Origin of the sequence: Neolewinella agarilytica (genome assembly GCF_900110645.1) — a bacterium.
Classification (GTDB): domain Bacteria; phylum Bacteroidota; class Bacteroidia; order Chitinophagales; family Saprospiraceae; genus Neolewinella; species Neolewinella agarilytica.
This window is the reverse complement of the sequence record NZ_FOFB01000004.1, coordinates 254,399-275,305: the sequence shown is the minus strand read 5'-3', so window position 1 is coordinate 275,305 and position 20,907 is coordinate 254,399. Positions and strand designations below refer to the sequence as shown.

The following is a 20,907-nucleotide window of genomic DNA, read 5'->3' as shown; positions in this document are numbered from 1 at the left end:
GTACTGCCGACTTCAGTCGGCATGAATCAGCGTCCGCCGACTGAAGTCGGCGGTACAACCGGCGGCGCCCGCCCCAACCGCCGCATCAAGCGTGCAGATTGAAGCATAACAAGGGGCGCAAAAACCACCCGCAAAGCACCGTTAATCAAATCAGCCAACTGGCCAAAAATGTGGCGCAATTGCCACCAGTCCCGGCGAATATCCGCCAGTGAATTGAGGTCACCCAAGCGCGCAAAATCCGCCACGGCGGGCAGTTGCGCGACCAGATCGGCGTACAAATCACCGCTTTCCCAGCGTAGGGAAGCAAGTGCGCGGGCGTTAAAATCCCGGCGTTGCAGGCCAAGCAGCCACACACCACCCCGCCGATCAGGACCAAGAACGTTCTCCCCGTTTTCAAGCAGGCGGGCGGCGGCGCGCAGGTGCGAGGGGCGGACCGAGGGGCAGTCATTTCCCACCACAATCACGTTCTCGAAACCCTTAGCGAACACACCGTTCATCGCTGCCGCGAGTCGCTGGCCGAAGGTCTTACCCTTTTGCGTCGTCTCATCGCTACGGAAAACGGGTAAACCACTAAGACGAACCGTCTGCTCCGTCCGGCGGATCAATCCTTCCGCCATCCGTTCTCCACCATGCTTCGCCCCGAAGCCCTTCTCGTGGGCCTCGGCTGCCGCCGAGCGACTGAAGAGGAGTATGGCAGTGGGCTGATGCATGAGTTGCAAAGGTGGGGATAAATTGAGATACGGAATTTGATGCTCGACGGTTTTGTCGGTAGTGGACGTTTTCCCTGATAATGCTCCACAGTACGACGAAATTTACCGGATGAGTCCACAAAGTCTTAGTCGAGAGCTGATTACCAACCTGAACCCAGGCGATGGCGACTCTCATCCTCATGATTTCAACTTAGTCGGGGATGACCTCTACTTCATGGGCCGTGAAGCCAGCAGGAGGGTGACGATGCTTAATAGTGTCGTTTCTCTTATTGTTTCTCTGGGCGACGGTGCGCAGATGCAAAGGATGGCTGCAACGCAGGCAGTAGTCATAAAACTGCAAGGAGTCCTCTCCTGTCTCTTCTAGCAAAAGAAGGTACCGACAAAATCCAGCGCTAGCGAAGGTGAGCATTTAAGAAGCAGGCGCCACCTATCACTTATTCACCACTAAAGGTTCAACATAAACTTTTTCATCCCCATCAATCAAGATCCAGTAAGTCCCTGAAGGCGTTGATTGAGGCAAACTAAAACCATTATTGTTTAGTTTTCCCGTCAGAATGATGCCCCCCAAAACGTCAACAATTCTAAACCCAGTATTAGCACTCGATGCAGGCAACCCGCTTATGGAGCACATTCCTTTAGTTGGGTTAGGATAAATTTTCAACGTATTATTTATAACTGTTGCTAATGTACTAACGGTTCCATCTGCGTTGGAAATAGAGCCATTGGTTAGGGTTGGGTAGACGTGACCATTAAAGTCCGCAAAAACATTGGGGAATTCAGGATCAAATCCAATTATAGTTGATCCAGAATATTGATCTAACAGCCTAAAAACGATAGTCAGCCCAATGGATTCTTTTTCAAATACTATTGGGTCCAGGAATCCAAATTCTGGTGCAATAAGTACAATTAGTTTTCCTCGTTGTGGATTACTATAACGAATAGAAATATTTTGATCAAGTAGCTCTTGGTTAAACAGTACAGTGTCTAACGCAAGTTCACTTTCAGGCCAGACAACACTAAATTGCAGCCCTAAAATTGAATCAGAAAAAGTAATTGCTACAGGAACCTCAATGGTCGTTTGACCGTCCTCTACCAAAACCCCCAAAACACTCACCTCTTGCCCCTTAGCAAGAAAACTTGATAATATTAAAATTAAGATAAAAAAATCTCTCACTATTTCATTAGAAGAATACATATGACAATATTTTAGTCGGCAATTAGAATATTTTCGCTGCTTATATTACAATGCGCAAATCACTACTTTCCTTATTGCATAAATAAGATTCTATAGAAAAATTGTCAAGAACAAAGAACGAATCACAGGTTTGATTCACGTCACCAAGCCTAATTGCCATAAAATTCTGACCAATAAGAGAATTAGAAGGGAATGGATTATAATTATAGACACAACTGTATGAAATATTAAACAATGCATTATTAAGTTGATCAACAGCCGCCACAGTCGGATAGACAGCACTTACATCGTTATAAGTAACACCATTTACAGTGATTGAGTTTCTAAAAAAGTCCTGATACCCAAGTACCACTCGTTGAATTTCAACCATGTCAAAAATTGAAATATTTCCATCAAGATTAACATCTGCAGCTATTTTCTGGGAGCTAGATAAAGAGGACGGATCACTCGCTAATATATATGTTGAAATAGCAATGATATCAGCAGTAGTGATGCAGGAGCTAAAAACATCCACATAATCATCCTGAGTTGTCGTAAGATCAACGTAAATTTTAGCAGAACTTATTCCCGGATTTCCAAAGAGAGGGATAAAATAAGGGTTGCCAAAATTATTGTAGGTCGTAGTGGCTAAGAAAGTGGTTGAAATACCATTTGAAAACGTTACTGGCATCAATACATCCGTAGGAGGAACTTCATAAGACGGAACTTGAGGGGTATTAACAGCACCAATAACGACTTGAGCTGTAATCGGAATACTATACCAAAAAAAGCAGCATAGAATTAACAGGAAGGAAGGAGGGAATTTCACGAAGGTGTTTTTAGGCTATTCAAATATAGTCGTTATTCCTGAAAGTTGCAACTTATACTCTAATCGTATACCTAAACCACAATCCTTATCTTCCCCCATGCGCTACCTACTCCTCATCCTTCCCTTCCTCCTCTTTTCCTGCGAAACTAGGCCGACCGAAGCAACGGACACCTCCACCCCTAACCCGGCCCCCAACTGGCACGAGGTTACGCCTGAGGGCCAGCCCACCGCCCGCCACGAAGCGGCCTTTGTACGTGTAGGCGATAAAGGCTACCTCCTCGGTGGCCGGGGTATTAAGCCCGTTGACATCTATGATTTTGAAAGTGAAAGCTGGAGTGCGGGAGACACCAGCCCCGTGGAGATTCATCACTTTCAGCCCGTCGTTTACCAAGACGAAATTTACCTGATGGGAGCCATGACCGGCGGCTACCCCGGCGAGACCCCGCTGCCGGAGATTTACATCTACAGCCCGGCGGACAACGCCTGGCGTACGGGTGCGACCATTCCTGAAGGCCGCCGCCGCGGCGGCGCAGGAGCGGTACTGCACAATGGCCTTATCTATATGGTCTGTGGTATTCAGGATGGGCACCGGGGTGGGCACGTCCCCTGGCTGGACGCTTACAACCCGGAGACAGACGAGTGGGTACAGCTACCCGACGCGCCCCGAAGCCGTGATCACTTCCAGGCCGTTGCCTACGACAACAAGCTTTATGCACTGGCTGGCCGAACGACGGTCGCCGCCACCAACCCCTTTGCCAACACCATTGGCGAAGTCGATGTCTATGACCTAGCAACCAAAACCTGGTCTACCCTATCCGACACCATGCCCACCCACCGGGCGGGTAATGCGGCAATGGTGCTTGATCATGACATTCTCGTTGTTGGAGGCGAATCCACTGCCCACAAAGTAGCCCATAACGAAGTGGAAGCACTCTCCCCCGCTACGGGCAAGTGGCGCACACTAGCCCCCTTGAGCCGTGGCCGCCACGGTACGGGTATCGTACAGCATGGCGGCCAGCTCATTATGGCCAGTGGGTGCGGCAATCGGGGCGGTAGCCCGGAGTTAGCAGATGTAATCGCGATTACCCTTAAGTAATCACTCCCAGGCGGACAGGGGTTTAATCCTGTTCCCTCTCGCCCACTCATTAATCAACACCTTGTACTCCTGCAGGGGATCCCGGTTAAAACGAGCGCGGGCTTCTACGATTTGCCGGTTAGCCACGTTGATCCGGATGGTTACCAGGCTACGGACCTTCCGGTCGCGCTCTACGCGTAAAGTCCAGATAGAGAATCGTCCCAATCTGCAGTGGTTGACATAATCTCCGACGCAGTGCCCCATGGCCTGCCCTTCCAGAAAAAGCTCCCAGCCGTTGGTCAACTCCTGGATGCGAAGGCGGGAAGAGTAACGAAGGGGTTTGACCCGATTCATTGGTGCCCATTTCGTTCTACGGAGCCAGGCTTCGTACTCTCTGCGGCGCTTAGCTTCCTGCTCCGCCTGAACGGCAGCTTGCCGGGCCCGTGCTTCCTGATCAGCTTCCACTACGGCCCGTCGCTCCCGGACCACCGCCGCCATCGACTGTTCAATCCGGGCATAGTGTGCATTGGAGGCAGCTATCAGCAATTCTGGCCGGTGAACATCGACACGAAAATCGGGCTGATCCCGTACGATGTGATAGACATAGCCCAGCAGGCGCTGCCCTTCTTCCAGATCCCAGCTAATGGTCGTCAGGCGAGCCAATTGCTGCAACACAGGTTCCCAGGCCGTTTGGTATCGTCGTGGCATAAAGGCGGGTAGCTGCCTCGCCAATTCCTGATTAGCTCCCAGGCTCAGGGCCCAGAGGTAAAGGTCAGGGGCTGCAAGCTCTAACAACTCGGTCTCGTAGGGCAGCGACAGTAGTTGCCGCCAGGCACCACGGGGCATACCAATTTCCGTCAGATACTTACGCGCACTATTGCCCGCAGCAAGCTGGTAGAAACCAGGCTGCCCAATGGCGAACGTAAAATCTACCCCTCCGGTTTTTTTAGCCGTTAAGAACCATAAGCGATCGGGCACATTTCGAATCACTTCCCGAAAGGGTGTCTTCAGGTAATCATCCGGAAGGGACTCTTCTTTCAGGTTGTGCTCACTAAAAACGGAGAACCAGACTTTCCATAGCGTATGGTAGTTTAACAAGGTCAACCCTTGTGCAGTAAACCGGTCAAGAAAATCAGGACTGTATTGCGTGATAAACTCCGCCACCAGCTCTTCATTACGGAGATGAGCATCTTCCAGGAGGAGGGTTCGTGCCAGATGATTGACCTCTTCCGTTAGGTAAGGGGCAAACTCTTCCAGAAAGACAAGATAGCTCCGGAGTTGTGCTAAAGATGCCTCCCGATAGCTGTTCAGGCCAATGGCAATAGCGTCCTGATCTTTCCATGCGGCCACGAGAGTGGCGATGTCCTCTGCGTTCAGGCCAAGTGCGGCAAAACGTAGCAGGGCCAGGCGCTGCGAATCTGTTGGGGGCAACTTTAAAGAACCTTCGCGAAAGGCAATCATTACCCATTCCTCCATAAACAGTTGATCGGGAGCGCGCAATTGTCGTTCCAGCTCAGAGAGCTGGCTGTAGGCGCGTCGATAAAGGACCAGGACGTCTTCCAGTTCCCGACCATGAAGCGAACGACCCAATACTAAGGCATGAACCAGATAGTCCACTTCAAGTGGAAAGACGAGTTGCTCAGCCTTTGTCAGGTTAAGTGTATGATTAATCAGAGGAGACATTGCTTGGGAACTGTTTCACTTTCTGTTCAATGTAGAAGCAAAGGAGGAAAGTTGCAGAACAGAGAAGGTTCCGCATTTCGGTTTAAAATTGCGGGAGTTGGCAGAGAATCCATTTTAAATGTCCCGGTGAGCAAAAAAGAATTAAAAAGTTTGGCACTTTAAGTACTTCAAGCTAAATTCGCAGACCAAATAATTGGTAAACCAATTGTTCGGCGAACCAATTTAATGATCGATCACTGCAATACTCCTCCTTTTTTGAGCTCTTTTAAAAACTTATGACATGTGCTGGGGAGTACTGTCAGCGCTTTAGTTGAAACTGTACGCCGTACTCCTTCAACATGGCTAACAAAGAACCTCTAAATCCGTGTCTGCACCAGACAGTAGCGTTTTCTACAGGCATCCTGGATTTAGTTCATAACCCGGGGCATTTGACTTTCATCTAGCCTCAGACTACACTCAAATAGTAAACTTAATTTTTAACTAAAAAAAGTAATGATTATGAAGAACGTTTTAACAATGGCAAGCAAAAACATCATTCTGATGATGTCCCTTTTCTTGGCAGTAACCATGATTTCGTCCTGTGGTGAAGATGATGAAATGATGCAACCAATGACTCCTGACCCCTCTAACGTGGTCGCCAGCTTTTCCTCACAGGTTGATGCAGAGAACTCACTGACCTACTCTTTCACGAACAACTCCGTGGTTAACGGAATTACGGACACCTCCTTCGACTCTGCCTGGGACTTTGGTGGCGACGGAACGTCTACTGATGCCAGCCCGGTCTACACCTTCTCCGGAGAAGGCACCTATACGGTTACCTTAACGGTAACTGCATCTGATGGAGTAACGGCTACGACCAGTGAAACAATTGAGGTTACTGCACCTAAGAACAGATATGCCGTTATCGCTGACTTAGCTGATGATGATACTGGTGAGCTTCGGTTTGCAGCAATGGATTCCATTCGTACAGGAAGAGTAACTTTCATGTACAGAGTTTTTGAGGATGCTGCCGACGGTTTCATTAACGTTTCCGGCCCTTCAACAACTGGTGACTTTGCCATTGTAGAGGTAAGACTGAAAGATAATGTTCCTCACGAATTCAGAGAAGGAGCATCTGACGATGCTGTTGCAAATGCAAACTTCCCTGAAGGAGTAATCGATACATGGGTACCAGTTGAAGTAAGTTGGGCGGCCTCTGCTGACAGCTCAACCCCCCCAACATTCAGCCTTTCTATCGGTGGCCAGTCAGTGATTACGGATGCACTAAGTACTACTAATGGTGGTGATGGTGATGTACCGGGCCACTTAGAAGCTACTAAGGAAGGTGCTTATAACTTCCAGTGGAAATACAACTCCACCTCATCTACCTCTGACGGAGTCTTTCAGGTTGACGATATCGTAATCTATTCTTCTGATTCAGGAACAGAGGAAGTATACTTCAGCGATGACTTCCAGGGCTACACTGCAGGTGACAACCTGGACCCTGCAGATGCTGACGGAAACCCCATCAACGCCAACTCTGTATACCACCCTAACTGTTCTGAAGTTACAGTAGGTGAAGACCAGTAAGCTTTAATGCTAAGGAAGTTATGAAACTTTAAATATTAAGTTCATATACACAAGTGAGGAGCGTCTGTTCAGGCGCTCCTCATTTTATACGCTGATTATTGCCATTTTCGTATTGCAATTTATAATTCGAACTACTGATAGATTCATGGCTTCACGGAACCAGTATTTCGAATTGGCGACAATAATTTATTTTGGCAGAATATCTCAAGTACCAATTGCCAAAAAAAACGAATCAAGCATAAAAGTCATTGATCTACAGCACTTTAACGCTTCAATCATATTCCATAATTTGTTATATTGCAAGAATTCCTTGTAAACAGAAAAATGCAGCAAAAATACCGTAAGTAGCACCGACGTCAAATTTCAATTTTCACAGGAAAAACAATCGAAATTATTTGGCTAAGAAACGGGAACGCCTTAAATTGGTTAACCAGACTGACATTAATATTTGTCTTTCGATATTTGCTTCACTAAAGCGATTTTGCAACAAAAATCCAGCTATTTTACTATATTAAATAATATTCTATGAAATACTCTTTACAACCTTTTGCTGGGCGTACCAATCGGGTATTAGGCCTCCTTGTTGTATTCATATCCTTATTTACAACGAGTGCCTATGCACAAGGAATCGTTAGCGGTCAGGTTTCTGATGAGAGTGGCGAAAGTTTAATTGGGGTTACTGTAAGGGTACAGGGAACTTCCACGGGTACCGTTACCGATATCGATGGAACTTTTAATTTAGAAGTTCCATCTGATGCAGTATTGGAATTTTCATATACTGGATTTGAATCGCAAGCTATTCCTGTTGGTAACCAAACGCGCTTTGACATCACACTACTTACAAGTTCAACCGTATTAGACGAAGTTGTGGTAGTTGGTTACGGAAGCGTTCAAAAGAGTGATATTACGGGTAGTGTTTCCTCGGTTAAGTCAGAAGACATACAGGCCTTTCCAGTATTAAATGCCGGCCAGGCACTGCAAGGCCGTGCCGCTGGTGTTTCCGTTCAAACTCAGAATGGAGGTGAGCCCGGAGCGGGCATCTCAATTCGCGTACGCGGCAGTTCGTCTTTAAATGCAAGTAGTGATCCACTTGTTGTAGTCGACGGTTTTGTTGGTGCTTCATTTCCTCAACAAAATGACATAGAATCCATAGAGATTCTGAAAGACGCCTCTGCAACAGCTATTTATGGTTCGAGAGGATCAGGAGGTGTTATCCTGGTTACAACTAAGAAAGGGAAGTCCGGCAAGCCAACTGTTGAGCTTAACTCCAACTATTCCTTTCAGGAAACAACCAACAGACTGGACTTACTGGATGCGAGAGGATTTGCTCAGTACCAAAATATGATTCGTACCAATGCCGGAGACGTACCTTACTCCCAAGGCCCCGCTGATACGGACTGGCAAGACGAGATCTACAGAGCAGGAAATACACAGAACCACCAGGTTTCAGTTTCTGGAGGAGGTGACAATGTTAATTACTACGTATCTGGCACCTACTTTAATCAGGAGGGCATCATCATTAATTCTGACTTTGAAAAGATTCAGTTCCTGGCTAATGTTGATGCGAAAGTCAGTGACCGGCTAAAAATCGGGTTAAATACTGTTTCCAGCCGCAGCGAGCAAAATGGTGTCTCGACTCAGTCTACCGGAAGTGATGCCATCGGTTCTGTAAACGGAGGTGGGGATGACGTTGTCGCCCTGGCTTTCCGGTTCTCACCGGATGTGGGACGGTTTAATGATGCTGGATTCTTTTCTCAGAATACCGTTGGAGATGACATTGAAAACCCGTGGGCCGTTGCTACACAAATTAGAAACGAAACCAAAACGGATAATGTAAGAACCAATCTGTATGCAGATTTCGAAATCCTGAACGGGCTAAGTTTCAAAACTACCCTGGGTTACAGAACCCAAAACAGTACGGAAGGCTACTTCAAACCACAGACTTTTCAGCTTTCTGCTGGTGGCGCCTTTTTGGAGTCTGTCAAAAGAACCAATCTTCTTAACGAAAACTACCTGACGTATTCCAGACCCGTTGGACAAGGTAATTTGACCTTATTAGCCGGTCACTCCTATCAGAAGAACACCACAGAAGGTCTTGAGGCTGGTGCCCGGGAACTGCTGACTGATGTCTTCTCCTGGTACAATCTGGAAGCTGGTCAGATTGATCAACGAACGGTTGATTCTCGGTTCTCAGAGTCTGAAATTGAGTCCGTTTTCGGACGCGTCAACTTTGACTTCCAGAACAAGTACTTAATTACTGCTACAGTTCGTAGAGATGGTGCGTCCAACTTTGCGGCCAACAACAAGTACGCAATCTTCCCATCTGTAGCTTTGGGTTGGAAGATTTCACAGGAAAATTTTCTGGTTGACAACAATACGATATCTAACCTTAAGCTAAGAGCCAGTTACGGATTAACGGGTAATCAGGCTATCGGCCCTTACGAGTCACTTGCCACCTACCGTGTACAACCACCCACAGATGTTGATGGCGCTTTTGGTGTAGATCTCGCTCGTGAAGACAACCCCGATTTGAAATGGGAAACTTCTTACCAAACCAATATCGGACTGGACTTAGGTCTCTTTGAGGGTCGGATCGCGATCAGTGCAGATTACTATAATATAGATACGAAGGACCTGCTGGCCGTTGACAGAGCCTCAAATTTTTACTTAGGAACTTCCGATCTGGACGTCCTTAGAAACGTAGGATCAATTAATAACAAAGGCTTTGAGTTCTCGTTAACTTCAACTAACATCAACAAGCCTAACTTTAACTGGAAAAGCAACTTCAACGTTTCCATTAACCGCAACCAGGTGGTGGAACTATCTTCCGGATCTGAAATTCTGGGAAGTGGTGCTCCAGGGTATTTTGTTGGTAGCTCAACTTACATCCTAAGAGAAGGAAATCCACTGGGGCTTTTCTGGGGCTTAGAGTACCAGGGTGTGTACCAGGGAGGAGCCATTCCCGAAGGAACAGCTTTAGAAGGCCGGTCCTTTGATGGAGACGGAAACGCGATTCCCGGGGAGCCATTATTCTCTGAGGTTGCAGATGAAGATGGCAATTTCAATGGCATAATTGATGACAATGACAGACAAATTATCGGTGATCCAAATCCCGATTTCACACTAGGATTCAGCAACAGCTTTACTTACAAGAATTTTGATTTAAACATCTTCCTGCAAGGTTCTTTTGGTGGAGATATCTACAATCTGACCGCCATTCAATTGTACAATGGCGACAGTAATGCATTGACTGACGTATTGAACTCCTGGACGCCGGAGAACACAAATACGGATATCCCGCGTGCTGCAATCAGAGGTAGAGAGCGCTCTTCTCGTTTCGTAGAGGATGGCAGCTATTTGAGACTCAAGAACGTAGCTCTTGGCTATAATCTGCCATTGGGAGGTATCCGGAATATCGGAATTAGTTCTGCCAGACTGTCGATAAGCGCGCAAAACCTATTAACCTTCACCAACTATTCCGGACTGGACCCTGAAGTTAGTTACTTCGGAAGCGGTGGTGAGAGCAGTGGAGAGGATAATATTATCCAGGGTCACGATTATGGAAACTATCCAAACATCCGGTCCGTTACGGTCGGTCTTAACTTGAAATTCTAAGTCAGATCAGTCATTAAAACAAAGAAAATGAAAACCAATAAATTTTTATTCGCACTGATACTAGCTTCATCAGTCTTCGCGTGTTCGGATTTAGAAGAAAATGCCATAAGTCAGCTAAATCCTGATGAACGGGATATTGATCTGGCGACCGTAGAAACTACCATCAATGGTGCATACGGAAACCTGTCAGCCAGAGCGTTTCTTTCTCGGGGCCTGGGTTTAACGCTTTTGTTACGGTCAGACATGGTTGATATCGGGAACCCTTCCACGGCACCCGAAAGAATTGAGCATGATCAATTTACGGTATCGGCCACTAACCCATTGATTCTGAACCTCTCTAACCCCGAAAGAAGTTTCTGGCCTCGCCTTTACCAAATAGTCCGGGGGGCCAACGAAACACTTAGGGAATTAGAACTTCTTGATGGAGAAGACCCCGCTGTAGTGAATGAGATAGCTGGCCGGGCACGATTCATCAGAGCTTATGCTTATTACCACCTGGTCAGACTCTTCGGAGACATTCCCTACCTCGACGAGCAGACGACTACGGTGGATGCATCCGTTGCGCCAAGAACACCCGCAGAAACCGTATACCAGGGCATCATCGCGGATTTTGAATTTGCAAAAACGGTGTTACCAAATTCGCGGGCAAACAGAGCGCTGCCTAGTAAAGCAGCAGCAAGTGCATTTCTTGCCAGCGTATACCTGACTCGTGGGGAATATCAAATGGCCTACGATGAAGCTACGGATGTAATCGATAATGCAGGCACATATGACTTAGCATTAGAACCGGATTACCGCAATATCTTTCATGCCGTAAATACCAATACTTCGAAAGAACCCATATTTGTTATCGACTTTGTGGCAACGAATGTTGGTGATGAATCGAGAGATTACCTGGCTGCTTTCACCGGTTTCTTCGGGCAAGCAACTTACTACCCCACAGGCGGATGGTCCGTTATGGTGCCAGCTCAGGCAGTTTATGATACCTGGCCGGATGGTGATTATAGAAAAGAAGTCAATTTTGACGCAGAGGCTGTTGACAACAGTGGTAACGTAGTTTCTTTCAATAACTTTTCCAGTCTGGATGGACGGAATGCTAACCGCCCACACATTTCTAAATACACGGCTATGGCGGGTGATACTCCCATTGCAAACACCAGCGGCCGTGATTCGGATTCCAACTACCAGTTGATGCGTTACGCGGAGGTACTTTTAATTGCTGCCGAAGCGGCCATTGAACTTGGCAGAACAGCCGAAGCTGATGCGTGGATCAATATGGTTAGAGAAAGAGCCCGTAATGGTAACGGATCTGGTGCGCCCAGCGCAGTACCTGCAAACATTAGCGGGGCTACTATCGACGATGTAATGGAGGAAAGAAGGTTAGAACTTGCCTTTGAGCATCACCGGTGGTACGATATCGTCAGAAGACAATTAGGTCCTGAGGTATTCGGCCCCAATGGCTTTGAGACCGAACAGATGGGTACGCAGAATTTTGACCCATCCCGGGATTACTTGCTGCCAATTCCTCCCATTGAAATCACGAATAATCCTAGCCTGACGCAGAACCCGGGTTATTAATAGAATATTATTCGCTTTACTATTCAGTCGTTCCTAATCCGAACTTCTTAAAAACCCAAAGGGGGCCGCCCGTCATGAGCGGCCCCCTTTGAAATTAGCGGCGGTACTCCCCTGGCAGTTGGAACGTCCGTCTTATTTACTCTAGTAGTACATACATCACTAAAAATTATTCTTATGCAAGTGCTATCCAACTATCGATACTCAGGTTTCGGCCTGAAGGGTCGTTTTTACAAACCGCTTCACTCTCAATGCCTGCTGCTGTTTTTTGCCTTGATGACAGTAAGCTATTCTGCAGCAGCGCAGGAGTTAGACCCCAGTCTCCCACCAAGTGGAAATTTTGATCTTTCTTATTGGAAACTCACCCGGCCTAATCAGCAAGAAATAGATGAAGATAACTTGTCCAATGGCTTTGTAAAAGATGGTGAATTCTATACGGACACCACTACCGGAGCCATGGTATTCTGGTGCCCTAATGATGGCAGAACCGGTGGAAGTACCTACCCGAGAAATGAGCTAAGAGAGATGATTCGGAGGGGAGACAACAGCATTGCCACCCAGGGAATAAATAAAAACAACTGGGTATTCTCTTCATCCACCATGGCAAATCAGGAAGCTGCCGGAGGAGTGGATGGAGTCATGACGGCTACAGTTGCCGTAGATCACGTGTCTGAGACTTCCGACGAAACCCGTAAAATAGGCCGGGTTATCGTTGGGCAAATACATGCCTCTGATGACGAACCCTGTCGGATCTACTACCGCAAGCTGCCTGGAAACACAAAGGGTTCTATATACTTCGCACATGAGCCTACTACAGGCCCGGAGCAATGGTATGACATGATCGGTAGCCGGGCTGATGGCGCCCCCGACCCCGAAGATGGAGTTGCCCTGGGAGAAAAATTCAGTTACGAAATCAAAGTCGTTTTCAACACCCTGACAGTAACAATAATGAGAGAAGGTAAGCCTGATGTCGTGCAGGAAGTAGACATGACAAATAGTGGATTCGCTGATGACTGGATGTATTTCAAAGCAGGAAACTACAATCAGAATAATGCGGGAGATCCCGATGAATATGCTCAGGTATCATTTTTTGCGCTGGATGTAACCCACTCGGAGCCCACTCCTCCAACGGGATATACCGCCCCAACTGACATTCCGAGGTTCCAGCCCTTCTTAGCAGAATGTAAACTGCAAGCTCCCAACAGCTCAACTCTTCGTGCCCAGGATGCTCTCGATGGCTACACCCACCCTGAATGGTTTTATGTGGTTAATGGTGATAAGATCCGATTCAATCAATCCGGTGAGAGTATGCGAACGGAGCTCCGGTACGAGGAAAATTACGACGCCACTGATGGCAATCGGTCTATGCATGCAAGGCTTGATATTGCCGAGCAGACCTGTCAGCAAGTAACCGTTCTACAAATACATGATGATGCAAATGCCGGACCAGGGCCTAATAAGCCACTGCTAAGAATTTACAAACACAATGGCAGAGTGCCGACCAATCACTTGTGGGCAGCCATCAAAACAGATGCTGCAGGAGTAAATACAACCCACATCGATCTTGGTGAAGACCCCGGAGGCTATTTCAACTGTGATATCCGCCTGGTTGACGGGAATATGATCATTGATTTCGAAGGCGAGGAAAAGGTGAATGTGGATGTCTCCTTCTGGACTTTTCCCAGTTACTGGAAAGCAGGTGTTTACCTTCAGGATAATGGTGAAGCAACTGCACACTTTGATGAACTGTTTGAGGGAGATGGTTCCCCGCAAAACTATTTTCCATCGGTTAGTATTACTTCTCCCGCTAATGGTGAAAACATTGAGCCCGGGAATGATGTCGAAATTATCGTTGATGCCATTGATTCAGACGGTAGCATTACCATGGTTGAGTTCTTTGAGGGTAATACCCTGTTAGGAGAGGACACTACAGCTCCTTATTCGTTTACCTGGTCAGGAGCAGCGGAAGGCGCATATACCTTAACTGCTAAAGCAACGGACAACGAAGGAGGGTCAAGGACATCCCTGAGCACTGAAATTACCATCCGTGAACAGGTTAGTGTGACCGGAGTAAACTTTGCTGAGTCCACTGCCGCCGCCGCCGTTGGGGGCATCCTGCAGTTAGAAGCCATCGTATCTCCCGCAAATGCAACCAACCAGAACGTTGTCTTCGCCTCTGAAGACCCAAGTATAGCTACAGTAGACGAAAATGGCCTGTTGACTGGAATCGCAGAAGGTGTGGCAACGATCACCGTAACGACTGAAGAAGGAGCATTTATTGATTCGGAAGAAATTCAGATAGTATTTCCCTCCTCAAAGTTCAACCTGGCGCTGAATCAGCCAATTGAAGGCACCGGCACTCCCGATGGCGCAAACGTCCCAACAAGCCTCGTAGATGATAATACGGGTACGCGATGGTCCGTGCAGAATTTCCCACAATCAGCTACGGTTGATCTGGAAGATGATGATATCAGAATAACCCAGATTGAAGTTACCTGCTATGAAAACAGAGCATACCAATTCATCATTGAAGGAGCTTTAACGGAAGAAGGCCCCTACACAACCATCGTTGACCGATCAAACAACAAAACTCCCGGCTCTCCGGCAACACCAATTATTGATGTCATTGACAGTGTTGAAGCCAGGTTTGTGAGAGTAACCGTAACGGGTGCGGATGTATACGCTGGCCAGTGGGTTAGCCTCACAGAATTAAGAGTATTCGGTGTAGGTGAGCGAAATACGGTAAGCGTTACCGAATTTTCTGACCAGCAAATCAAATTGACGCCCAACCCGGCAACGTCTGTTGTTACCATCAGTGGAGCAGAAGCATTCCATACGCTCTCAGTTTATGATCAAACAGGAAGAATTGTTATCCATCGGAAGGCCAATAACCTCACCTCACTAAATGTAAGTGAGCTTCCAGCCGGTTTATATTACATCAAACTTGAAGGTGATGATAAGCCACAAGTCTCCAGGCTGATCAAGCACTAGCACTAGTGGTCTGGCATATAGTCAAGACCCGATTATTGTAGATCATAAAGAGTCCCTCGGTGCCATTCCACCGGGGGATTCCTTGTTTAGGAGAAAGCCATTGTTTCGCCTCCCCCGGATATCTTTGGCTTAACAGCTCCATTATCTTACTTCCGCGGACAGACCGACCAGCCCCAAATGTTAAAATCACGGGCAGTACTTGCATCCTACGAAGCAATTCGTATATCTTTGTACGAAACGATTCGTAATCACCGTTTAAATCATCCCCCCCCTTTTTCCCCTTACTCCCTTACCCCCTTACCCTTATGCAACCTACCGAAGGCGAACTCGTCATTTTACAAGTCCTCTGGTCCGCTGGCCCGAGTACGGTCCGTGACGTCAATGAACGGCTGAACGAAAGCAGTAGCAAGGAAATTGGCTATACCACCACCCTGAAGCTGATGCAGCTCATGTCGGGTAAGGGTTTGGTTAGCCGGGATACCAGCAGTCGCACCCACGTTTACTCAGCGGTGTTACCGGAAGAAAAGGCGCAGAAGACATTGCTGCGCCGCTTTGTGGACACCACTTTTGGCGGTTCTGCCAGTCGGATGGTCCTACGGGCTCTGGGCGACGGTAAAACCAGCCCGGAGGAATTGGCCGAAATAAAAAAACTGATTACTCAACTGGAAAAAGACGGCAACAATGATTGAGTTACTCTTCAATGACCCCGCCGTTAGTGCCCTCGGGTGGACCTTGCTCCACAGCCTCTGGCAGGCGACGGGCTTAGCGGGCTTGCTTTGGCTCGTTTCCCGCTCCAGTGATAATGCCCGCCTACGCTACGGAGTAGCTTACAGCACGATGATGCTACAGCTTGCACTATCTGTTTTCACCTTCGGGTGGATCTATGAGCCAGCAACAGCCCAGAGTACCGGCACTGCATCCGTCGAAATTTTTGCCGTCTTAACTGCGCCGGAACAAGGCATCAGCCATTGGAACCCGGAACGTCTGATGGCTTGGGTCGTTGTGTTCTGGCTCGTTGGCCTTGGCATTGGCTCCGTACGGATGGGCCTGGCATTTGGGCGCGTACGCAGGATGCAAAGAATGGCTACAAGAGCCGTGCCGGCCGACTTCCGCCAGCGCTGCTACGCGCTGGCCCAACGTCTCGGTTACCACGGCAAACTCCGCATCGGTATCAGCGAGCAGATCGGTGGCCCCGCCCTGCTCGGCCACCTCAAACCAATGCTGATCTTTCCGCTTGCCATCGTCAACCAACTTAGCCCCGAGCAGGCCGAAGCCGTCATCTTACACGAATTGGCCCACCTCTCCCGCCAGGACCACTGGTGGAACCTCCTGCAATGCGTCGTAGAAGTTCTTTTCTACTACCACCCCGTGATGTGGTGGATCAGCGCCCGCATCCGCGAAGAGCGGGAGCACTGCTGTGATGACCTCGTCTTAACCCACGGCCCCGGTGGCCTGCCCTACGCCAAAGCACTGCTTTACTTCGAGCAACAGCACACGACGCCGGCTACCGCCGTCGCCCTGACTAATTCCCCCGGCGGCCTCCTCGGCCGCGTTCAACGTTTCCTTCACCAGCAAAACATCCCTTATCAAATGAAAAGTCGACTCTTCCTACTTCCACTGCTTACGCTCATTGCCCTGATTTCTACCGCTGCTTACCATCCGGCGGAGAAAGCCACTGCCGCCGGAGCAGACTGTACCACCACTGCTCCTCTACCCTCCCCTGCACCTGCGGTAAGCGCCCAAAACATCGTCACGATTAGCCCGGACACCCTTCCGCAGGGCCGCCATCAGGTCAGCTCCTTCCGCAACGGTGAATCCACAGAAGTGATCGTCCAAGACGGAGAAATCAAGGAACTCAAAATCAACGGCGAGGAGGTCCCCCCCTCAGAATTTGAGCAGCACACCCCAATGGTAGAACGGCTCCTTGGTGTGGATAATGACCGCAATTACGAAACCTTTTTCTTCGACGGAAACAACTTCCCCCGCGATCTGGAACGTTCTGAAAAGGACCTCCACGACATGGAGAAACACCTCGAAAAATCGGGCATTCGCATTGAGAGACACTTTGAATCCATGGGCGACAACTGGGAATCCCTCGGCGAACGCCTCGGTGAAATGGGGGAACGCCTGGGGCGCAGCTTTGAGAACATGTTTGAATTTGATACCGAAGGAAACACCTTCCGGTTCGAGCTCAAAGGCGAAGAAGACGGAATCTTCGAGTTCGACCTCGATAGCCTGATGAGCAACGGCAGCGGCGCCCACATTTTCAAATTCGACAGCCGTAACGGCGGCGTCTGGCATTTGGATGGAGACCATGAAGGCGATGATCTCGACGCCCTCATCCGCGAAAAAGAAAACGCTGCCCGCAGCGAAGAAGAGGAGATTCGTGAAATGGAAACCATGATCGAAAAGCTGGAACGCCGCAAGGCCGAAAAGCAACGCAATCTGGAAAGGGCAAAGAGCGAAGAAGCAGAGAAAGCTATCGATCGTTCCCGCGCGCTACGGAGAAGCTACATTGAGCGGACAGCCGATATTGGCGACGTCCCTAAAGGCTTTGACGTAATCATTGATCAAATGCAAAAAGAAGGCCTGATCGAAGACAGTGGTGAAATCAAAAAGCTGATTGTCAATAACAGCACCCTGAAGATTAACGGTAAAAAGGCCAGTCCTGAAGCCTACGCCCGTTTCCTGGAAATTCACGAAAAGATGTACGGTAAATCTTTAGGAGAAGACTTCCAGATCAAGATCAAACGATAAACAGCTGGTTGGGAGACTCAATACCGGGCCTCCCAACCACTGAACGATTGCAGAGTCCTCGTACTCAAGGGATAAGTAGAGAGCGGATACAGAGGCGCAACGCTGTTTGACTACCCCGCCGCTCCTTCCACAAAGGCTAAAAACCGCTTTAATGCGGCCCGCTTCCCTTCGTCGAAGTCATAGTCGATGTGATGGGTAAAGTACTCCGTAAGGCTGAAATCCGGATGCGGGGAGGAAAGCAGGAGCTGTAGCTCTGGCAGGTGATCCATCCCTTCCCTCAAGGCTTGATTGAAGCGCTGAATGAAATCTTCCGGCAGAGACCTGGTCGAAACCCAGGCAGCAAAAACGAAGGGTAAGCCGGTGTGCGCCTTCCACTCTGCCCCCAGGTCATAGACATAGTCGAATCGTTGATCCAGACCAATGGTCCGGTCTCCAATGACCAGCCCGCCTACCGTTCCCCCGATACCGTCAATGTAGCCCTCCTCAGCCGGAAGGAAGGTCACTTCGTGCTTCCAGTGCTCTTGCAGTAGCAGCTTTGTCAACATCACACTCGTACGACTGTGATGATCGAGATAGATGTCCGTCATTTCGTGAATCGGGACATCTCCGTATACGCAGACCGTTGCCACACTACCATCCGCCCCGATGCAGTAATCACTAATGATGTGTGCTTCGGGCAACTCCGGAATAACGGCAACGGGCACCAGGGCAATGTCTGCCTCTCCGCTCACTAATCTACGGGCGCACTCACTGGGAATGGCAAGGTCCATTTCCAACTCTTCCTGTACCTCGGAGCGCAGCAAACCGTAAAGCAATGGCTTTGTATTCAGGTAGGATACTGCTACGAGTCGATGACGGTGAGCTACCGTCCCGATCGCTGATGGTTGATCACTGATCGCTTTTTCCATTACCATGATCCGCTAATTAAAGCCTCCGGCAAATGCGTCCGGTCGTTCATCAGGTCGAAGTCCCAATATCCTTTTTCGTTCAGTGTTGCCCGCCACAAACCGGTGTTGCTGTGTCGCAGTTCGTTCATCCGGTCAATCGGACGGCCCATCATCATCGTTACCAGTCCGCACATAGCCCGGCCGTGACTACAGATGAGCATCAGCTCTTCGTCACGCTGCGGTAAATGGTCGATAAATTTTTGCAGCCGTACGCCCATCTCCCGCGCCGATTCTCCGCCGCCAATCCGGCCATCGATTTGCCCCAGCCCCCAGCCGTCCTTAATGCTTTGGTATTCGGCGATGCTTTCCGCGGTGCCTTTTTTACCCTCGTGCGTCCCCCAGCTCATCTCGTTAATCTCAGGGTGTTTTTCCCAGATTATTCCCTTCTCAATGAAGCCAGCAACGGTCTCCCAGGTACGTCTCAGCCCGGAAGTAAGCACTACCTCAAAGGGCAGGTCTCCATACTTTTCAAAGAGGAAATGCCCCTGCTTACGTCCGTGGTCATTCAGGCTGGAATCCACCCCGCTTCCCTGAACAATTCCTTTCAGATTGTAGTCGGTTTGGCCGTGACGGACGATGTATACTGTTTTCATGTTTTATGTTTCAAGTTGCAGGTTGCAGGGTGCAAGTTGCAGGGTGCAGGTTGCAGGTTGCAGGGTGCAGGGTGCAGGTTTCAAGTTGCAGGGTGTGAGTTTCAAGTTGCAGGGTGCAGGTTGCGAGTTACAGGTTTCCGGTTGGTAACAACTTGCAACAAACCTGCAACTTGCAACTTGAAACCTGCCTCCTGCCCCCCTACACCACCGGCAACGACGTATATCCCCGATACTGCTTATCATCGGCGAACTCGGTGTCTTTATAGTCAGCGATCACCTCATAGAGCGTTCCTCGTTCGATGGGATGACGACCAACGGCGCGAATCATCTTAACGAGTTGCTCGGTGCTCAGAGCGGGGTTCTGCTCGCCGCCGGCCATGGAATAAATACGGGTCGTATCATCAATGGTACCATCGATGTCATCAACGCCGAAGGCAAGGCTGAGCTGGGCGGTATCCCGCCCGATCATCGGCCAGTAGGCCTTGATGTGATCGAAGTTATCGAGATAAATGCGGCTGATGGCGTAATTGCGCAAATCTTCGATAACGGAGCTTTCGTCGAGATGACTCAACTCATTATTCTTATTTCGGAACTTGAGCGGGATGAAGGTTTGGAAACCGCCGGTTTTATCCTGCAGCTGCCGTAGTTTCTCCAGGTGATCTACCCGGTGACGATACTCTTCAATATGGCCATAGAGCATCGTGGCATTGGAGCGCATACCCAGTTCGTGCCAGATTTCGTGAATGCGCAGCCACTCTTCGCCGGAGCATTTGCCACCGGCAATTTGATCGCGGATTTCCGGATGGAAGATCTCGGCGCCACCACCGGGCATGGATTGCAGGCCTGCCTCTTTCATCAGGGCCATCCCTTCTTCATAGCTGATTTTAGCCTTCTTGAAGATATAATGATACTCCACTGGCGTGAGGGCCTTCACGTGCAGGTCCGGGCGATGTGCCCGGATGCGGCGGAAGAGTTCGGTATAAAAAGGCACGTCGTATTGTGGCAGAACGCCCCCCACGATGTGCACCTCGGTCACCGGCTTATCGTCGTATCCCTTCACGATATCCATGATGTCATCCAGGCTGTATTCCCAGCCATCCTCCCGCTTCTTAATGCGGCGGCTGTAGCTACAGAAAGTGCAGGTATAGAGGCAAACATTCGTTGGCTCTACGTGAAAATTCCGGTTAAAATAGGTCTTGTCCCCATGCCGTTTTTCCCGGATGAAGTTGGCCAGCGCCCCGAGGTAGCCCAGTGGGGCCTCGTCGAACAGCACCTGCCCTTCTTCCGGGCTGATCCGGTCTCCGGCAAATACTTTTTCGGCAATGGCACGGAGGTTTGCACTTAGCGTGCTGTCCCGCAAAACGGTATGGATAGAAGGGTTGCTCATGG

General features: G+C 49.0%; 14 protein-coding genes. 7 read left to right on the top strand and 7 right to left on the bottom strand.

Annotated elements, in window-relative coordinates; genetic code table 11:
* Window positions 1-26 precede the first annotated feature (26 nt).
* The 3 genes from BM123_RS05660 to BM123_RS23880 all read right to left on the bottom strand — a co-directional run bounded on the left by BM123_RS05660 (window position 27) and on the right by BM123_RS23880 (window position 2,713).
* The gene (locus tag BM123_RS05660; protein ID WP_090166173.1) at window positions 27-710 is read right to left on the bottom strand and encodes a TIGR04282 family arsenosugar biosynthesis glycosyltransferase; all 684 of its coding nucleotides are present in this window, start codon (window positions 708-710) and stop codon (window positions 27-29) included.
* Between the two features lie 430 nt (window positions 711-1,140).
* Window positions 1,141-1,905 (bottom strand): T9SS type A sorting domain-containing protein, encoded by a 765-nt coding sequence (locus BM123_RS05650; protein WP_090166169.1) that lies wholly within the window; start codon window positions 1,903-1,905, stop codon window positions 1,141-1,143.
* 40 nt (window positions 1,906-1,945) lie between these two features.
* Window positions 1,946-2,713: a dockerin type I domain-containing protein gene (locus tag BM123_RS23880; RefSeq protein ID WP_139211777.1), complete on the bottom strand. Its 768-nt coding sequence runs from the start codon at window positions 2,711-2,713 to the stop codon at window positions 1,946-1,948.
* Between the two features lie 97 nt (window positions 2,714-2,810).
* Here BM123_RS23880 and BM123_RS05645 point away from each other — a divergent pair, with 97 nt between their 5' ends.
* Complete coding sequence (locus tag BM123_RS05645; protein WP_090166166.1) at window positions 2,811-3,809, top strand: Kelch repeat-containing protein; 999 nt, start codon at window positions 2,811-2,813, stop codon at window positions 3,807-3,809.
* Here the strand turns inward: BM123_RS05645 and BM123_RS05640 are convergent, their stop codons facing one another.
* Window positions 3,810-5,471 carry a PcfJ domain-containing protein gene (locus BM123_RS05640; protein ID WP_090166164.1) on the bottom strand — a complete coding sequence of 554 codons (1,662 nt, stop codon included), beginning with the start codon at window positions 5,469-5,471 and terminating at the stop codon, window positions 3,810-3,812. It abuts the gene before it with no gap.
* A 498-nt stretch (window positions 5,472-5,969) separates the two neighbouring features.
* Between BM123_RS05640 and BM123_RS05635 the strand changes: the two genes are divergently transcribed.
* The 6 genes from BM123_RS05635 (at window position 5,970) to BM123_RS05610 (ending at window position 17,978) form a co-directional block, all read left to right on the top strand.
* Window positions 5,970-7,040, top strand: coding sequence for a PKD domain-containing protein (locus tag BM123_RS05635; protein ID WP_090166162.1), 1,071 nt, complete (start codon window positions 5,970-5,972; stop codon window positions 7,038-7,040).
* 525 nt (window positions 7,041-7,565) lie between these two features.
* Window positions 7,566-10,655: a SusC/RagA family TonB-linked outer membrane protein gene (locus BM123_RS05630; protein ID WP_090166160.1), complete on the top strand. Its 3,090-nt coding sequence runs from the start codon at window positions 7,566-7,568 to the stop codon at window positions 10,653-10,655.
* Between the two features lie 27 nt (window positions 10,656-10,682).
* Entirely contained in the window at window positions 10,683-12,233 is a 1,551-nt protein-coding gene (locus tag BM123_RS05625) for a RagB/SusD family nutrient uptake outer membrane protein (RefSeq protein WP_090166158.1), read from the top strand.
* Between the two features lie 174 nt (window positions 12,234-12,407).
* Window positions 12,408-15,221 (top strand): polysaccharide lyase family 7 protein, encoded by a 2,814-nt coding sequence (locus tag BM123_RS05620; protein WP_090166156.1) that lies wholly within the window; start codon window positions 12,408-12,410, stop codon window positions 15,219-15,221.
* Between the two features lie 305 nt (window positions 15,222-15,526).
* The gene (locus tag BM123_RS05615) at window positions 15,527-15,910 is read left to right on the top strand and encodes a BlaI/MecI/CopY family transcriptional regulator (RefSeq protein ID WP_090166154.1); all 384 of its coding nucleotides are present in this window, start codon (window positions 15,527-15,529) and stop codon (window positions 15,908-15,910) included.
* Window positions 15,903-17,978 carry a M56 family metallopeptidase gene (locus tag BM123_RS05610; RefSeq protein ID WP_090166153.1) on the top strand — a complete coding sequence of 692 codons (2,076 nt, stop codon included), beginning with the start codon at window positions 15,903-15,905 and terminating at the stop codon, window positions 17,976-17,978. Before BM123_RS05615 ends, BM123_RS05610 begins: the two co-directional genes overlap by 8 nt.
* 110 nt (window positions 17,979-18,088) lie before the next feature.
* On the opposite strand, the gene BM123_RS05605 is transcribed toward BM123_RS05610, so the two are convergent.
* From BM123_RS05605 to mqnE, 3 genes are all read right to left on the bottom strand, one after another.
* Window positions 18,089-18,892, bottom strand: coding sequence for a menaquinone biosynthetic enzyme MqnA/MqnD family protein (locus tag BM123_RS05605; protein ID WP_245748438.1), 804 nt, complete (start codon window positions 18,890-18,892; stop codon window positions 18,089-18,091).
* Window positions 18,886-19,518 (bottom strand): histidine phosphatase family protein, encoded by a 633-nt coding sequence (locus tag BM123_RS05600; protein WP_090166151.1) that lies wholly within the window; start codon window positions 19,516-19,518, stop codon window positions 18,886-18,888. The genes BM123_RS05605 and BM123_RS05600 overlap by 7 nt, the downstream gene beginning before the upstream one ends.
* Window positions 19,519-19,717: 199 nt before the next feature.
* Window positions 19,718-20,905, bottom strand: coding sequence for an aminofutalosine synthase MqnE (gene mqnE, locus BM123_RS05590; RefSeq protein WP_090166150.1), 1,188 nt, complete (start codon window positions 20,903-20,905; stop codon window positions 19,718-19,720).
* Window positions 20,906-20,907 lie beyond the last annotated feature (2 nt).

Excerpts from the sequence above, each read along its gene's own strand:
- BM123_RS05600 (WP_090166151.1), bottom strand. The coding sequence starts at position 19,518 with ATGAAAACAGTATACATCGTCCGTCACGGCCAAACCGACTACAATCTG.
- BM123_RS05625 (WP_090166158.1), top strand. The coding sequence starts at position 10,683 with ATGAAAACCAATAAATTTTTATTCGCACTGATACTAGCTTCATCAGTC.
- mqnE (WP_090166150.1), bottom strand. The coding sequence starts at position 20,905 with ATGAGCAACCCTTCTATCCATACCGTTTTGCGGGACAGCACGCTAAGT.
- BM123_RS05660 (WP_090166173.1), bottom strand. The coding sequence starts at position 710 with ATGCATCAGCCCACTGCCATACTCCTCTTCAGTCGCTCGGCGGCAGCC.
- BM123_RS05650 (WP_090166169.1), bottom strand. The coding sequence starts at position 1,905 with ATGTATTCTTCTAATGAAATAGTGAGAGATTTTTTTATCTTAATTTTA.
- BM123_RS05645 (WP_090166166.1), top strand. The coding sequence starts at position 2,811 with ATGCGCTACCTACTCCTCATCCTTCCCTTCCTCCTCTTTTCCTGCGAA.
- BM123_RS05615 (WP_090166154.1), top strand. The coding sequence starts at position 15,527 with ATGCAACCTACCGAAGGCGAACTCGTCATTTTACAAGTCCTCTGGTCC.
- BM123_RS05640 (WP_090166164.1), bottom strand. The coding sequence starts at position 5,471 with ATGTCTCCTCTGATTAATCATACACTTAACCTGACAAAGGCTGAGCAA.
- BM123_RS05610 (WP_090166153.1), top strand. The coding sequence starts at position 15,903 with ATGATTGAGTTACTCTTCAATGACCCCGCCGTTAGTGCCCTCGGGTGG.
- BM123_RS05620 (WP_090166156.1), top strand. The coding sequence starts at position 12,408 with ATGCAAGTGCTATCCAACTATCGATACTCAGGTTTCGGCCTGAAGGGT.
- BM123_RS05635 (WP_090166162.1), top strand. The coding sequence starts at position 5,970 with ATGAAGAACGTTTTAACAATGGCAAGCAAAAACATCATTCTGATGATG.
- BM123_RS05605 (WP_245748438.1), bottom strand. The coding sequence starts at position 18,892 with ATGGTAATGGAAAAAGCGATCAGTGATCAACCATCAGCGATCGGGACG.
- BM123_RS05630 (WP_090166160.1), top strand. The coding sequence starts at position 7,566 with ATGAAATACTCTTTACAACCTTTTGCTGGGCGTACCAATCGGGTATTA.